Here is a 13,046-nt window from a genome sequence, read left to right as displayed (position 1 = left end):
GCCGCTGCTGGGCGGGCGGCGCAGAGAGCGTCTCGCCAGCTCAGAAATGACTTCGCCGACGCTCCGGTGCTGCTGGGCTGCCATCGCTTTTGCGGCGATCAGGACATCGTCGTCAATCGCTAAGGTCGTTCTCATATCCGCCTCGTCGCGCATCAATCATCACGCATCATATAAAGCAAGTGGTCGGGCGTCTCAAGGTGGATACCGAAAGGACTCGTGATTGCGCCAATTTTCACCAGAACCTGCGATTTTTTGCTCGACATGATGACGGTCGCCAACACGACCTTGCAGGGGGCCGTGAACGATGAGTGCTACCTGCGAAAGGGTGATTTCCGATCTGCGCGAGCCATCGGCTCGCTGGAGGGCTTATTAGCCCGAAAGGCTGGCTGTCTTTCCTTTGGCGTGCCGGAAATCGATGCGGTCCGGCCTGGCGGTAGCCTCACCTACGGCTCGTAGCAGCGGCGTCGCTTAGCGGCGTGCCTCGCACGCCAAATGACTAGGTGAGGTCAAGGAGCCGTAACGCGACCGCAGCGTCCGCTTTCCGACCAATCGGGGGGCGTACTTTTTCAAGCACCTCCGCTAGAAGCCATGACCGGAAGTCGTATCACTATGAAGGTCGGTTGCGAGGGCTTCACGCTTGAATGATCTGCTCGCGTGGCCTCACTTCCACCATCGCCGCCATCCGTCCAAGGGGACGACGGGATCGGATCGAAACTCGGCGGCGCATTCGATGGCGAGGTGATCAGGCATCCCTCGTAGAAGGGGTGTCGTGTCGGGGTCAGGCTGAGGTAGCCCGCGAGATCGGTTGTCGGGGCAGGGATTCGAACCCCGCGTCACAGCACGAAAGCTGGAAGCAACCTCAGGCGTTCACCGTTTAGCGCGCGACGCTGGTCGCGTCGCGGTCGGGCATATCCTATCTGAACGAGCGGCAGGTGGCGGATGACGCCGCCGCTGGACGACTGGAGCAGGTTCTTGATGACTGGACCCCGCCTTACCCGGGCCTATGTCTCTACTATCCCGGGAGACGCAATATCCCGGCGAAGCTGCGCCGGCTCGTCGACTTGATCCACGAGATCAGGCAAAGCAGCGATGTCGAAAGCTCGTCATGACCCAGAAGCTTCGAACGAAGCCCGTACTGAATTTCAAAGTAGGTCTCGAAGAAGTTGTGAGGAGAGAGGGCTCACGTGGCGAACCTCTCTCCTTGGAGCACAATTTAACGCTGGATGAATGCGAGCATGTCAGCGTTCAGAACATCGGGATGGGTCGCAAGCATGCCGTGGGGATAGCCTGGATAGACCTTCAAGGTTCCGTTCTTCAGAAGCTTCACCGCAAGTTCTGCGGACGCTTTGACGGGAACGATCTGGTCGTCGTCGCCATGCAGGACGAGCGTCGGCACCGAAATCTTCTTCAGGTCCTCGGTCTGGTCGGTTTCCGAGAAGACCTTGATACCCTCATAATGCGCCTTGGCGCTCCCAATCATGCCCTGGCGCCACCAGTTCTGGATAAGGCCCTGCGAGACCTTCGCGCCTTCGCGGTTAAAACCGAAGAAGGGGCCCGTAGGCAGGTCTAGATAGAACTGCGCCCGGTTGTCGGCCAATGCCTTTCGGAGGCCATCAAAGACTTCGATCGGGGTTCCGTTGGGGTTAGACGGTGTTTGCAGCATCAGCGGCGGAATCGCACTGACGAGAATAGCCTTGGCCACACGGCCCTGCGGTTCGCCGAAGTTGGCGACATAGCGAGCGGTCTCGCCGCCGCCTGTCGAGTGGCCGATATGGACGGCATTTCTGATATCGAGATGCTCGTAGACTGCTGATGCGTCGGCAGCATAATGGTCCATGTCATGACCGTCGCTGACCTGCTGCGACCGTCCATGGCCGCGCCTGTCATGAGCGATCACACGATAGCCCTTCGACAGGAAGAACAGCATCTGGTTGTCCCAGTCGTCGGACGACAGGGGCCAGCCATGATGGAATACGATCGGCTGGGCGTCCTTCGGACCCCAATCCTTGTAAAAGAGATTTACGCCGTCTTTGGTGGTGATGAATGCTTCTGTCATTGCCGTTTCTCCTTCTTGGATGGTTGATACGTTGCTTGTTGCAGCAAACGCCGGGATTCCAGAGGCCAGCAGAAGCGCTGAACCTCCGAGCAGAACGTCTCGACGCGAGACGTTGAATTGTTGATCCTCGGTCATGGTAGTCCTCATGTTGGATGGCATGGCGCTCGACTGCTTCTGAAATCAGAAGTTGGTACGAGCGGTGGTCTTCTTCAGACGCCCTTGTAGACAAGGCGCGTGAAGAAGGCGGGGCTGATGATTGCCTTGCCCCATTCCTCGTCAAAGGCCTCCGTCGGGTTGGCTGCGACCGTTTCCTCGACAGAGCGACCTGCGGATTTCAGCCTCGCGACATTGTCCCGGATGGTCGCCAGCATCTCGTGATAGTGCTTGAGCTCATCGAGCGAGCTGAGCGGCTTGCCGTGACCTGGAATGATGACGGTATCCGCATCCACCGCAGCGATGACCTTTGCTGACGCTGCGATTGTTCCGTCTATGCTCCCGCCAGTCGAATAGTCGATGAAGGGATAAAGCCCGTTCCAGAAGATGTCCCCGACGTGGATGACGTTGGCTTCCTCGAATTTAACGGAGATGTCGCTATCCGTATGCGCTGGTCGATAGGCGGTGATGCCGATCTTCGTACCTTCGAGCTCCAGGACCTTGTCGCTTGTGATCAAGGTCGCAGGGATCGCGCCATAGGGAGAAGGCGGAAAATCGAAGTTCCAATCATCAACGCGCTGGGCCTCGAGCAGGTGACGGCGCGTGTTCTCATGAGCAATGATAGCGGCACCCACTGAGTGTAGCCACTCGTTTCCGTCGGTATGGTCGAAGTGCCAATGGGTGTTGATAAGATGCTTGACAGGTTGGTCCCCCAGCTTCGAAAGCGCCTGCTCGATCCGAGCACGGGTTGCCGTGATACCGGCGTCGACGAGGACCTTCCCCTGCTTACCGGTTAGAACGGCGATGTTGCCGCCCGATCCTTCCAGCACGGCAATGTTGCCGCGCACCGGGTAGGTCGTGATGTCAGCCCGGGAAGCTGCATCCCTCAGCGAATCCACGATCGTTCCGGACTTGGCGAAGACATTCGGCGCCAGAAAAGGCGCAACGGAGACGGCTGCAAGGACCCCCGTAAGAAGAGCGCGGCGGCTGACATAGGGTGTGTTGGCGGTGTTCATCGCGAAGTTCCTTGTTGCCTGAGACGATGGCCAGACAGTACGCCTGCCGCCCGCATTCGATAATCGGCAAAGTGCACAAGGGATTATTTCGCTTGGCGTAAGAGTTCCGCCAGCGCCCCGTCATGTCGAAGCGCCTTCAACCGCGAATTCCGGAAGCGTGGTGTCTGTGCGCCGCACTGTTGCATCTGGCGTAACGGTCCAGTGCCAAACATGAGTATTCAGTCGGGGGATCGCTCATTGCATCCTGCGTTCACGGATCGGGAATGGACCCGGCCTTCAATCAGGAGCGATCACATGAGACTTTATCACCATCCGCTGTCGGGCCACTCGCACCGGGCGCGGCTCTTCCTTTCCCTGATCGGGCTCCCCCACGAGCTGGTCGAGGTTGATCTGAAGGCTGGCGCCCATAAGCAGCCTGATTTCCTCAAGATGAACCCTTTCGGCCAAGTGCCGGTGCTGGCGGATGGCGATGTTATCATCTCCGATTCCAATGCGATCCTCGTCTACCTCGCCAAGAAGTCGGGCCAGACGGAGTGGCTTCCGGAAGATGCCAAAGGGGCGGCCGACGTCCAGCGCTGGCTCTCGGTTGCAGCCGGCGAGATTGCCTACGGACTGGCAGCTGCGCGTCTGGTGACGGTGTTCGGCGCCAAGTTCAACCCCGAAGAAGTCATCGGGCGGGCACATACCATCCTCGGCCGGATCGAGAGCCATCTGCAAGGGCGCGAATGGCTGGTGGGCAACCGCCCGACGATCGCGGACGTCGCGGTCTACAGTTATGTCGCACGGGCTCCGGAGGGCAATGTAGACCTCAGCGCTTATCCGTCCGTGAATGCTCTGCTGGCCCGCGTCGAGCAACTTCCGGGTTTCGTCGATTTCGTCAAAACGCCCGTTGGTCTTGCCGCCTGAGCTTCGATAGGGCGTGCGGCACCTCGCACGCTCTCCGCCTTTTTCTGGAGAACGCAGATGTCCATGAAGCTTACAAAACTGCCGACGTGGCATGAAGGCGAGACCTTTATCCAGGAAAAGCTCGGCGTAAAGGAACGCATGGCCTCCGTCGGCCAGCGTGTCGTTCGTGATTTCATGCCGGACCAGCATCGGGACTTCTACGCCCAACTGCCTTTCATCGTTCTCGGGAGCGTCGATCAGGCCGGTGACGCCTGGGCGACTTTTGTCGAAGGCCAGCCGGGTTTCATGTCGTCGCCTTCGCCTGTCATCCTGGACATCCTCGCAAACCGAGATCCAAGCGACCCGGCAAGCGAAGGATTGGCGAATGGCCTGCCGATCGGTCTCCTTGGCATCGAGATGCACACGCGCCGCCGCAACCGTATGAATGGTTTTGTCTCGACGATCGACGGTGGTTTTCGCGTCGATGTCGACCAGAGTTTTGGAAATTGCCCGCGCTATATTCAACTGCGCGACTTTAGGTTCGAACGCCAACCGGGAACACTGTTCCAAGGCGAGGCAGAGGAACTGCTTACTCTTGATGATAAGGCACGCGCGGTCATTCGGGAAGCCGACGCTTTCTTCGTAGCGTCCTATGTGGATCGCGAGGACCGGCGTCAGGTGGATGTGTCCCACCGCGGCGGCAATGCGGGGTTTGTCCGCGTCGGTGACGACGGCGTTCTGACGATCCCGGATTTCGACGGAAATCTCTTCTTCGCAACGCTCGGCAACATCCTGCTGAACGGAAAGGCAGGACTTCTGTTCGTGGATTTCACCACCGGCGATATGCTGCAGATGACGGGGAAAGCCGAAGTCATCTTCGATTCGCCCGAGATCGCCGCCTTCCAGGGCGCTGAGCGATTTTGGACATTCAAGCCGACGCGTATTGTTCGGCGGCGTAATGCACTGGCTCTAAGATGGGCTTTTCGGAAGGACGGCTGGTCGCCGAGTTCCTTGATGACGGGCAGCTGGCAGCAGACGGCCGACCGTTTGCGTGCCACAGAGCTTGCCACGACATGGCGGCCAATGACCGTCACCGCGATCATCGATGAAAGCGCGACGATCAAGTCTTTCCACCTCCGGCCAGGCGATGGCGCAGGGCTGCTCCCGCATGCGGCCGGTCAGCATCTGCCCATCCGCATCAAGCTGCCCGGCGAAAATAACGCGGTCATTCGCACCTACACGCTCTCGGTCGCGCCGTCCGACGGGATCTACCGCATCAGCGTCAAGCGAGACGGCCGGGTTTCGCAGTTCCTGCATGATACTATTGCTGTCGGCGACGTCATCGAGGCGCGCGCGCCGGCCGGCGACTTCAGCATCGACGCGCGTTCAACCCGTCCGGCGGTTCTTCTCGCAGGTGGCGTCGGCATCACGCCGCTGCTCGCAATGCTCCGGCACGTCGTCTATGAAGGGCTCCGCAAGCAACGCGTCCGTCCTGTCACTTTGTTCTACGCGGCTCGCTCCAAGGCCGACCGACCGTTCGATAAAGAGATCGGCGAACCAATTGGTGCGGCCAAGGGCGTTGTGCGCTTGGTCAGGGTCCTCAGCGACACTACGGATGCTGAAGAGGGCAGGGACTTCGACGCGGCAGGGCGGATCGATATGGCGATGCTGACGCGGTTCCTCCCCTTCAACGACTATGATTTCTACCTCTGCGGACCTGCCCAGTTCACCCAAGGCCTCTATGACGGACTGCGGGCTCTCAACATTGCTGACGATCGCATTCAGGCTGAAGCCTTCGGTCCGTCGTCGCTGGTCCGCGCGGGGCAAGCCACACCAGCCCTGATGTCTCCCGCCGCGCAGCCGTCCGAAAAACCTGTGCCCGTCATATTCACGAACTCCTTGAAAGAGGCGCGGTGGACGCCTGGTTCCGGCACTCTCCTGGAGTTCGCTGAGGCGCGCGGCCTCGAACCCGATTTCAGTTGTCGGGAAGGAAACTGCGGGACGTGCCGGACGAAGCTCGTCAAGGGTGCCATCGCTTACGTCAAGCAGCCCACTGCGAAGATCGACGCCGACGAAGTGCTCCTGTGCTGCGCTGTTCCTGCCGACCAGGAAGGCGGCCTGCAGCTCGCTGTCTAAGGGCCGATTGCTGCGTCCAGCGTAACGGTCCCTTGTTTCCTTTCGATGTTCAGCAATCGTCCCGACCGGATCATGTTCAATCTCAAGAGAGCGACGTCTCTCTCCCAATCGACAAAGGAGAATACAATGTCACGCATTCCTACCCCCGCAACGATCGACGACGCTCCAGAAGCCTCTCGTCCGATCCTCGAGACCATCCAGAAGCAGATCGGCTCCGTCCCGAACATCTTCCGTCTGGTTTCCAACAGCCCCGCCGCATTAACCGGTTTGACGTCTCTCCAGGGCGCACTTGGCAAGGGCAAGCTGCCGCCGGCCACCCGCGAACGCATCGCCCTCGCCATGGCTGAAGCCAACGGCTGTGACTACTGCCTGTCGGCCCACACCTTCACTGGCACGAAGTTCGCCAAGCTCGACGAAAGTGAAATCGCTACCAACCGTAACGGCACGTCGAACGATCCGAAGGCAGCTGCTGCGGTCGAGTTCGCCAGGGCTCTGACGGTCGCTCGCGGGTCCGTCGCGCCAGGCGAAATCGCCAAGGTTCGTGGTGCGGGCTACAGTGACGCCGAGATCGTCGAGATCATCGCCCATGTGGCCCTCAACACCTTCACGAACTACGTGAACGAGGCGCTTGATACCGAGATCGACTTCCCCCGGATTGATCGCGCGGCTGCGTGACCAAACCCTCAAGAGGCGGTGCAAGATGCGCCGTCTCTCGCCAATAAAGACAAACGCCATCTTGAGAGGAACTTGAACATGTCCCGTCCCCCGCTTCCCCCATTCACCAGAGAGACTGCCATCGAGAAGGTTCGTCTTGCCGAAGATGGTTGGAACAGCCGCGATCCCGCCAAGGTCGCGCTCGCCTATACGCTCGATACGCGCTGGCGTAACCGGGTCGAGTTCGCGAAGAACCGCGCCGAAGCCGAGGCCTTCCTGACCCGCAAGTGGAACAAGGAGCTCGATTATCGCCTGATCAAGGAACTCTGGGCTTTCACCGGCAATCGCATTGCTGTTCGGTATGCCTACGAATATCGCGACGACAGCGGCCAGTGGTTCCGCGCCTATGGCAACGAGAACTGGGAGTTTGCCGAAGATGGCCTGATGCGGGAACGTCATGCGAGCATCAACGAACACCCGATCGCTGAAGCGGATCGCAAGTTTCGTTGGCCGCTGGGCCGCCGGCCGGACGACCATCCTGGCCTGAGCGATTTCGGCTTTTAGACGGCTGATCAAGGAGATGAAAATGGCCAGCTCGTCAATTGATCCGCGGGTGAGGCTTTCAATAGAACTGGCTCTCACGGGAAGCAACACGAGCAAGACACTGCTTGCGAAACAAGAAGAAGCCGGTCGTGCCCTTGGTATGACCGGCGCCGAGATGGATGTTGCGAGGCAAGGTTCCAGCTTCGATTTCGAGACGTCGGTCGCGGTCTCGCTTGCTTTGAATGCCTGTCGGGAGACGCACCAGCGCGCCCTGCGCGCCGGTCTTTCCGAGGAAGTCTGCGCGGAGATAGAATTCATCTCGCAGGCTTGCCGTTCTCAATCGGATGATCTCGTGCCTCTTGAGACTTCGTTTTCAAGCCCTTAAGGACTTGGAAATTGGGGTGCTTCGGGGGAATGGATGGATCGCTGGCAAGCAATGAGGATCTTTGTTAAGGTCGCCGAAACCGAAAGTTTCGCGGCCACCGCACGCCAGATGTTCATGAGCGCACCGGCTGTCACACGTGCCGTTGCCTCGCTCGAAGACCTTATTGGCGCGCGCCTGCTCGTGCGAACCACCCGCTCGGTGAAGATGACCGAAGCGGGCGTTCGCTATTTTGAAGATTGTCGCCGGATCCTTGCCGATATCGCAGAAGCAGAGGCGGCTGCCGGCGGTTCCTACGCGACGCCGACGGGGACCCTCTCCATAACCGCGTCCGCGCTGTTCGGGCAGATGTACGTTCTTCCGGTCGTGACGGATTACCTCGATACCTATCCGACGATGAAAGCGAAGACGCTGTTCATTGATCGACCGGTCAACATCGTCGAGGAAGGCATCGACGTCGCTGTGCGCATCGGCCATCTCCCCGACTCTAATCTCTCTGCCGTGAAAGTTGGTACGGTCCGTCGCGTCATGTGCGGTTCTCCGAAGTATTTTGAGCGCTTTGGTGTTCCGAAATCGCCAGCTGACCTCAAAGACCATCGTATCGCGGCTTCCACTGCAGCCTGGGCTTCACCTGAGTGGAAATTCGGCGACGATCTGCGAGTATCCGTGGATGCGGCTTTACAATGCAACACCAACGAAGCGGCGATCCAGTCGGCACGCGAGGGGTGGGGCCTGACAAGGGTGCTCAATTACCAGATCGGCCCAGCCCTCATTGCTGGAGAGCTCCAGATCATCCTCAGTGAATTCGAAGAATCACCTTTACCCATCCATATCCTTCATCCGGAGGGTCGGCACGCTCCAGCAAAGGTGCGCGCCTTCGTCGATATGGCTGCAGCAAGGCTGCGCGAGAATCGCCTTCTCAACTAGCCCCTCGATATCACCAAGCTAGGCCTATTCTCTTGGAGCGAACTGCGTTCGCTCGCCGTCTCGTTGCGTGGGACCGCCGTTCGGGTAGACAATTATCCCTGTTTCTGAACGCGATAGTCACACCGCAAGTCGATCCCCTGAGCTGCGATCCGTCGGACAGCGTTACCCACGCCGACGCCACCGTAGCGGTTCATCCAAATGGCCGCCTGTTTTGCCGCAATCATATCACCAGACGCAACAATCCGTTGTCGAATACGAACATTCTCCTTCCAGGCTGAAAGAGCGATGTTGGCTGCAGGCAACAAGCCGCCCACGACCACTCCTGAGGAGAACCACAATGTCTCGCACTCTTGCCGCCCTACTTCTCGCATCCGCCAGCATCTTCATTACCACGCCCGCAAACGTAGTCTTCGCCGAAACGCCGGCGATCGCCCAGCAGGCATCTGCAACGGTTCACTATCGCTCCGTGAAAGTCGACGGCGTCAACGTCTTCTATCGCGAAGCCGGACCGGCCGACGGCCCGGTCGTCGTCCTGCTTCACGGCTTCCCGACATCGTCGCACATGTTCCGCAACCTGATCCCGCTGCTCGCTGACCGCTACCGCGTCATCGCCCCTGACTATCCGGGCTTCGGTCAGAGCGATGCCCCCGATCACACCAAGTTCGAGTATTCCTTCGGCCACTATGCCGATATCGTCGACACGCTGCTGACCAAGCTCGGTGCTACCAAATATTCGATGTATCTCATGGATTATGGCGCACCCGTTGGCTACCGGCTAGCGCTCAAGCACCCGGATCGCGTCACCGGAATGATCGTCCAAAACGGCAATGCCTATGACGAAGGCGTCCGGGATTTCTGGAACCCCATCCGCACCTACTGGAAGTCAGGGGCGAAGAAGGACCGGGAAGCGCTATCTGTTCTCGTCGCACCTGAAACGACCAAATTCCAGTACACCGATGGCGTCAAAGACCTGACGCGGATCAGCCCCGACAATTGGGTTCACGACCAGGCGCTGCTCGATCGGCCGGGTAACAAGGATATCCAGCTCGACCTGTTCTACGATTACCGTACCAACCTGCCGCTCTATCCGCAGTTCCGGGCCTTCTTCCGGGACCGGAAGCCGCCGACGTTGATCGTCTGGGGAAAGAACGACAAGATTTTCCCGGAAGAAGGTGCGCACCCTTATCTGCGTGATCTTCCCGAAGCAGAGTTCCATCTTCTTGATACAGGCCATTTTGCGCTTGAGGACAAGCTGGAGGAGATGGCTCCGCTGATCAGGAGGTTCCTGGATCGCAAGATTGCACAGTGAAAACAGAGAGAGGCTCCCGCACCGCCTGAAAACGGTTCAGGAAGCCTCCTCCACAAGCCTCTCTTCATGGGGCAGCCATTTGTTTCGATACGCCCGCCGCATCTCTCCTCCCGCGGCAGGTATTTTGGTTTGCCTTGAGATGGAAATATTGGTCATCATTACCGGCGGCTCTCGTTTGGCGATCGCAGGCACACGTCGGCGGTTCGAGTCCCTTCAACTGCAAAAAAGGCTGTGAGAGCTTTGCGCCGTCATTTCCGCCATTCGGTCACTGCGGTCAGATACCTGCAAGCAGCCGGTCCGCTTTTTGTTCTTGGACTTCTTACCGCAAGGCAAAACCGAGGGGCGGCGCCTCGATGATTTCCTCCGTGCCCAGCTCCCCCACATGGAACCAGACTTTCCTGTGGGATATTTATGCCGCGCTTCTACCGACCGACCCACCACCATCAACGAACAGGATTTGGCCAGTGATGAAGCCAGCATCCTCGGACAGAAGGAAGGCTATGGCGGCTGCGATTTCTTCCGGTCTGCCAAGGCGGCCCATTGGGATCATCGAGAGGAACCGTGCCTCGGCTGCGCTCCCGGCCGGGGTGTTGCGGCGGAACATTTCAGTTTCGGCCGGACCCGGCGCAACGGCATTAACGGTTATGCCGCTGCTGGCGAGCTCCATCGCCCATGTCCGTGTGAGGCTGTTTACCGCAGCCTTCGCTGCTGCATATCCGCTCCTGAGCGGTGTGCCGGTCGTCACCATGCTACTGACGTTCACGATCCGGCCCCAGCCTTTTGCCTTCATCACTGGTAAGAGAGCCTGGACGGTCTGGATCGTGGGGTGAAGGTTGACACGAAGCATGTCCTCCAGATCATGAAGATCGATTTCTCCGACTGCGTGGAGCCTTGCCAATCCGACATTGTTGACGACGCCGTCGAAGGAATAGAGTTGCGCCAATTCCCTGAGAGCTTCCTCCGAAGCCTGCGTATCGTTGAGATCGAGCGAGACCAAGGCGCCAGGGAACTCAGGATCCTTTCCACGGGCGATGCCGACCACCTGATGGCCTGCGGCGGCGAGGCGATGTGATAGTGCGCGACCGATGCCCTTGCTTGCACCAGTCACCAGGAAAGTTCGTTCAGTCATGTCCGTACCTGTCATTATAGAATCTCATGTTGTGGGCGAACCGCTCGAGGGACACGCCTGACGGTGCGCCTGTTGTATCGTCGCCGCAGATGGTTCATGCGGTGAGTGAGGAGGTTCCTGTCTGGCCGTTCTTCGAAGCGCCGGCGAGCGCCTGACGCGAGCCGCCCAGACGTCTGCCTCCCTCGGGATCCCGCAGATGTTCCGCGGGCGGGACGTCGCTGGTGCGCGCTGACGCTCTTGCCTGACACTCCGGGAAGATTTCAGTGTTCCCAGTGCGAGTGGCAGATGACCGAGCACATGTTCACCCGCTGGAACTGCGGATCCCTTGCGGCCAGGAAATCATCGTTGAAGGTTCCGAAGGTGGTTTCCGGTCTGTGCTTCATGCCTTGGTAGAACGCGTCGATGATCCCGTCCTTGAAATCGGCTTCACGAGGAAACGCAGCGACGACCGCGTTCCGGTCTGCCTCATCGTATTGCTCGAATCCTCGGCCGGCGACGTCCATCCCGGCTCCAGCCTGGAGCAGCGCAATTTCCGCACGCATGAACTCCGGTATGCCAGGCGTTGTGTGCAAGGCAACCGCGTTCCACACTGTTTCGAGGTCGCCTTCCGAGATGCCGCGCGCGCGCAGGAAGTCGCGCGCGGCATTTGCCCCATCCACTTCAAAGCGAAGGCGGCTGTCTGCGAACTGCGCCGTCAATCCGAGGTCATGGAACATGGAGGCGACGTAGAGCAGTTCGGGATCGTAGACGAGCCCCTTGTTTGTCCCGCCGATGGCTCCCCAGAAGTAGACGCGACACGAGTGGCGAAAGAGCAGCTCGCTTTCTGTGTCGCGTATGAGCTGGGTCACGTCCCTTGCGAGCTTGCTGTCGGGAATGCGTATGCCGGCTATCTCCAGCGGGATCATGGCATGCTCCATTGGTGTTGGTTGGGGTCGGCCTTAAGCCGATTTAGCGCACTGCCTGGGGCGTGTTGCGGAAGCTGATGGCCATGCGATTATAGCTGTTCATCAGGCTGATCGCGATAGTGAGGTCGACAAGCTGCTTCTCGTCGAAGACCTTCCGCGCCGCCTGATAGGCGCTGTCGGGCACGCCGGTCTGCGCAACCAGGGTCACGCTCTCCGCCCATGCCAGAGCCGCACGCTCGGTCTCGGAGAAGAGGTTGCCGCCTTCTTGCCAGGCCTGCAGGAGGGCCAGCTTCTCAGTTTTGACGCCCCGCTTGATAAGTTCGCGGGTGTGCATGTCGAGGCAGTAGGCGCAGTTGTTGATCTGCGATACGCGGAGATAGACGAGGTCGACGAGTTCTCCCGGCAGGCCGCTCTGGCTGACGTAGCCATACACCCCGCCAAGTGCCTTCGCGCCATTCGGAGCGACCTGGTTGTAATCAAGCCTCTGTGTCATGTCGGTTTTCCTTAGTTCTGCTTTACGGGGAAAGTGAGTTTCGTTTCGGAGGTATCGGTGACGAAGATAGCAAGCAGCCTGGCTGGCTCCGTCTGGCTCACGTTGCGGCTGATGGAATGGACAGCGCCAGGTGGCTCCGACCAGCCTTCTCCGGCCTTGTAGATACGAGCCGGGCCGTCGTTGACCTTCGATTCGACCCGGCCGGAAAGGACGTAGGCATAGATGAAGGCCGACTTGGCATGGGTATGCAGCTTGGAAGCCGCACCAGGCTCGTAGTCGACTTCGACTGCGACAAGCGACTTACCCGGTACGTTGGGGATGGCTTCCCGGAGCCTGGGGGTGACCGTCTCGGACCGCGGATCATGTGCCGATGCCTGCGACGCCATGATCCAGGAGATTGCCGCGACGGCGACGGGCAACAAGTTTTTTATCTTCATGAGTGTGCTCCTCTCGATGGC

The 13,046-nt window shown here is 59.4% G+C and carries 15 protein-coding genes and 2 pseudogenes; 9 read left to right on the top strand and 8 right to left on the bottom strand.

Annotation, left to right across the window (positions count from 1 at the left end):
• Nucleotides 1–135, bottom strand: a pseudogene (locus CO660_RS33910) (CopG family transcriptional regulator); the annotation flags it as partial.
• A gap of 169 nt (nucleotides 136–304) precedes the next feature.
• Between CO660_RS33910 and CO660_RS33905 the strand changes: the two are divergent.
• Nucleotides 305–453 (top strand): annotated as a pseudogene (locus CO660_RS33905) (damage-inducible mutagenesis protein); the annotation flags it as partial.
• A 434-nt stretch (nucleotides 454–887) separates the two neighbouring features.
• Nucleotides 888–1,109: a LysR substrate-binding domain-containing protein gene (locus CO660_RS20310; RefSeq protein WP_259669162.1), complete on the top strand. Its 222-nt coding sequence runs from the start codon at nucleotides 888–890 to the stop codon at nucleotides 1,107–1,109.
• Nucleotides 1,110–1,213: 104 nt separating this feature from the next.
• On the opposite strand, the gene CO660_RS20305 is transcribed toward CO660_RS20310, so the two are convergent.
• Both CO660_RS20305 and CO660_RS20300 read right to left on the bottom strand, forming a co-directional pair.
• Nucleotides 1,214–2,191 carry an alpha/beta hydrolase gene (locus CO660_RS20305; protein ID WP_097600251.1) on the bottom strand — a complete coding sequence of 326 codons (978 nt, stop codon included), beginning with the start codon at nucleotides 2,189–2,191 and terminating at the stop codon, nucleotides 1,214–1,216.
• Between the two features lie 74 nt (nucleotides 2,192–2,265).
• A complete protein-coding gene (locus tag CO660_RS20300; protein ID WP_097600250.1) occupies nucleotides 2,266–3,225 on the bottom strand; it encodes an MBL fold metallo-hydrolase in 960 nt (319 codons plus the stop codon).
• A gap of 294 nt (nucleotides 3,226–3,519) precedes the next feature.
• Here CO660_RS20300 and CO660_RS20295 point away from each other — a divergent pair, with 294 nt between their 5' ends.
• From CO660_RS20295 to CO660_RS20270, 6 genes are all read left to right on the top strand, one after another.
• A complete protein-coding gene (locus CO660_RS20295; protein WP_097600249.1) occupies nucleotides 3,520–4,131 on the top strand; it encodes a glutathione S-transferase in 612 nt (203 codons plus the stop codon).
• 57 nt (nucleotides 4,132–4,188) lie between these two features.
• Nucleotides 4,189–6,246: a pyridoxamine 5'-phosphate oxidase family protein gene (locus CO660_RS20290; RefSeq protein ID WP_097600248.1), complete on the top strand. Its 2,058-nt coding sequence runs from the start codon at nucleotides 4,189–4,191 to the stop codon at nucleotides 6,244–6,246.
• Nucleotides 6,247–6,372: 126 nt separating this feature from the next.
• Nucleotides 6,373–6,921: a peroxidase-related enzyme gene (locus CO660_RS20285; RefSeq protein ID WP_097600247.1), complete on the top strand. Its 549-nt coding sequence runs from the start codon at nucleotides 6,373–6,375 to the stop codon at nucleotides 6,919–6,921.
• Between the two features lie 78 nt (nucleotides 6,922–6,999).
• Complete coding sequence (locus CO660_RS20280) at nucleotides 7,000–7,464, top strand: DUF1348 family protein (RefSeq protein WP_097600246.1); 465 nt, start codon at nucleotides 7,000–7,002, stop codon at nucleotides 7,462–7,464.
• A 16-nt stretch (nucleotides 7,465–7,480) separates the two neighbouring features.
• Nucleotides 7,481–7,828, top strand: a complete 348-nt coding sequence (locus CO660_RS20275) for a hypothetical protein (RefSeq protein WP_245421349.1) — start codon at nucleotides 7,481–7,483, stop codon at nucleotides 7,826–7,828.
• Between the two features lie 33 nt (nucleotides 7,829–7,861).
• Entirely contained in the window at nucleotides 7,862–8,752 is an 891-nt protein-coding gene (locus tag CO660_RS20270; protein ID WP_097600244.1) for a LysR family transcriptional regulator, read from the top strand.
• Between the two features lie 92 nt (nucleotides 8,753–8,844).
• Here CO660_RS20270 and CO660_RS20265 read toward each other — a convergent pair whose 3' ends face one another.
• Nucleotides 8,845–9,066, bottom strand: coding sequence for a hypothetical protein (locus CO660_RS20265; RefSeq protein WP_141504888.1), 222 nt, complete (start codon nucleotides 9,064–9,066; stop codon nucleotides 8,845–8,847).
• A gap of 23 nt (nucleotides 9,067–9,089) precedes the next feature.
• Here CO660_RS20265 and CO660_RS20260 point away from each other — a divergent pair, with 23 nt between their 5' ends.
• Nucleotides 9,090–10,061 (top strand): alpha/beta hydrolase, encoded by a 972-nt coding sequence (locus CO660_RS20260; protein ID WP_097600242.1) that lies wholly within the window; start codon nucleotides 9,090–9,092, stop codon nucleotides 10,059–10,061.
• A gap of 409 nt (nucleotides 10,062–10,470) precedes the next feature.
• On the opposite strand, the gene CO660_RS20255 is transcribed toward CO660_RS20260, so the two are convergent.
• The 4 genes from CO660_RS20255 to CO660_RS20240 all read right to left on the bottom strand — a co-directional run bounded on the left by CO660_RS20255 (nucleotide 10,471) and on the right by CO660_RS20240 (nucleotide 13,025).
• Entirely contained in the window at nucleotides 10,471–11,190 is a 720-nt protein-coding gene (locus CO660_RS20255) for an SDR family oxidoreductase (protein ID WP_097600264.1), read from the bottom strand.
• 260 nt (nucleotides 11,191–11,450) lie between these two features.
• Nucleotides 11,451–12,095, bottom strand: coding sequence for an HD domain-containing protein (locus CO660_RS20250; RefSeq protein WP_097600241.1), 645 nt, complete (start codon nucleotides 12,093–12,095; stop codon nucleotides 11,451–11,453).
• 43 nt (nucleotides 12,096–12,138) lie between these two features.
• Nucleotides 12,139–12,588, bottom strand: coding sequence for a carboxymuconolactone decarboxylase family protein (locus CO660_RS20245; RefSeq protein WP_097600240.1), 450 nt, complete (start codon nucleotides 12,586–12,588; stop codon nucleotides 12,139–12,141).
• 11 nt (nucleotides 12,589–12,599) lie between these two features.
• Nucleotides 12,600–13,025: a cupin domain-containing protein gene (locus tag CO660_RS20240; RefSeq protein ID WP_097600239.1), complete on the bottom strand. Its 426-nt coding sequence runs from the start codon at nucleotides 13,023–13,025 to the stop codon at nucleotides 12,600–12,602.
• Between the last annotated feature and the right edge of the window lie 21 nt (nucleotides 13,026–13,046).

This window comes from Rhizobium sp. L9 (genome assembly GCF_002531885.1).
GTDB lineage: Bacteria > Pseudomonadota > Alphaproteobacteria > Rhizobiales > Rhizobiaceae > Rhizobium.
Note: the sequence above shows the minus strand (reverse complement) of the source record. Positions and strands in the feature narration are given on the sequence as shown.

What these genes read in the sequence shown, in the direction of transcription:
- CO660_RS20305 (WP_097600251.1), bottom strand. Translation starts at nt 2,191, where the DNA reads ATGACCGAGGATCAACAATTCAACGTCTCGCGTCGAGACGTTCTGCTC.
- CO660_RS20300 (WP_097600250.1), bottom strand. Translation starts at nt 3,225, where the DNA reads ATGAACACCGCCAACACACCCTATGTCAGCCGCCGCGCTCTTCTTACG.
- CO660_RS20295 (WP_097600249.1), top strand. Translation starts at nt 3,520, where the DNA reads ATGAGACTTTATCACCATCCGCTGTCGGGCCACTCGCACCGGGCGCGG.
- CO660_RS20290 (WP_097600248.1), top strand. Translation starts at nt 4,189, where the DNA reads ATGTCCATGAAGCTTACAAAACTGCCGACGTGGCATGAAGGCGAGACC.
- CO660_RS20285 (WP_097600247.1), top strand. Translation starts at nt 6,373, where the DNA reads ATGTCACGCATTCCTACCCCCGCAACGATCGACGACGCTCCAGAAGCC.
- CO660_RS20280 (WP_097600246.1), top strand. Translation starts at nt 7,000, where the DNA reads ATGTCCCGTCCCCCGCTTCCCCCATTCACCAGAGAGACTGCCATCGAG.
- CO660_RS20275 (WP_245421349.1), top strand. Translation starts at nt 7,481, where the DNA reads ATGAAAATGGCCAGCTCGTCAATTGATCCGCGGGTGAGGCTTTCAATA.
- CO660_RS20270 (WP_097600244.1), top strand. Translation starts at nt 7,862, where the DNA reads ATGGATCGCTGGCAAGCAATGAGGATCTTTGTTAAGGTCGCCGAAACC.
- CO660_RS20260 (WP_097600242.1), top strand. Translation starts at nt 9,090, where the DNA reads ATGTCTCGCACTCTTGCCGCCCTACTTCTCGCATCCGCCAGCATCTTC.
- CO660_RS20255 (WP_097600264.1), bottom strand. Translation starts at nt 11,190, where the DNA reads ATGACTGAACGAACTTTCCTGGTGACTGGTGCAAGCAAGGGCATCGGT.
- CO660_RS20250 (WP_097600241.1), bottom strand. Translation starts at nt 12,095, where the DNA reads ATGATCCCGCTGGAGATAGCCGGCATACGCATTCCCGACAGCAAGCTC.
- CO660_RS20245 (WP_097600240.1), bottom strand. Translation starts at nt 12,588, where the DNA reads ATGACACAGAGGCTTGATTACAACCAGGTCGCTCCGAATGGCGCGAAG.
- CO660_RS20240 (WP_097600239.1), bottom strand. Translation starts at nt 13,025, where the DNA reads ATGAAGATAAAAAACTTGTTGCCCGTCGCCGTCGCGGCAATCTCCTGG.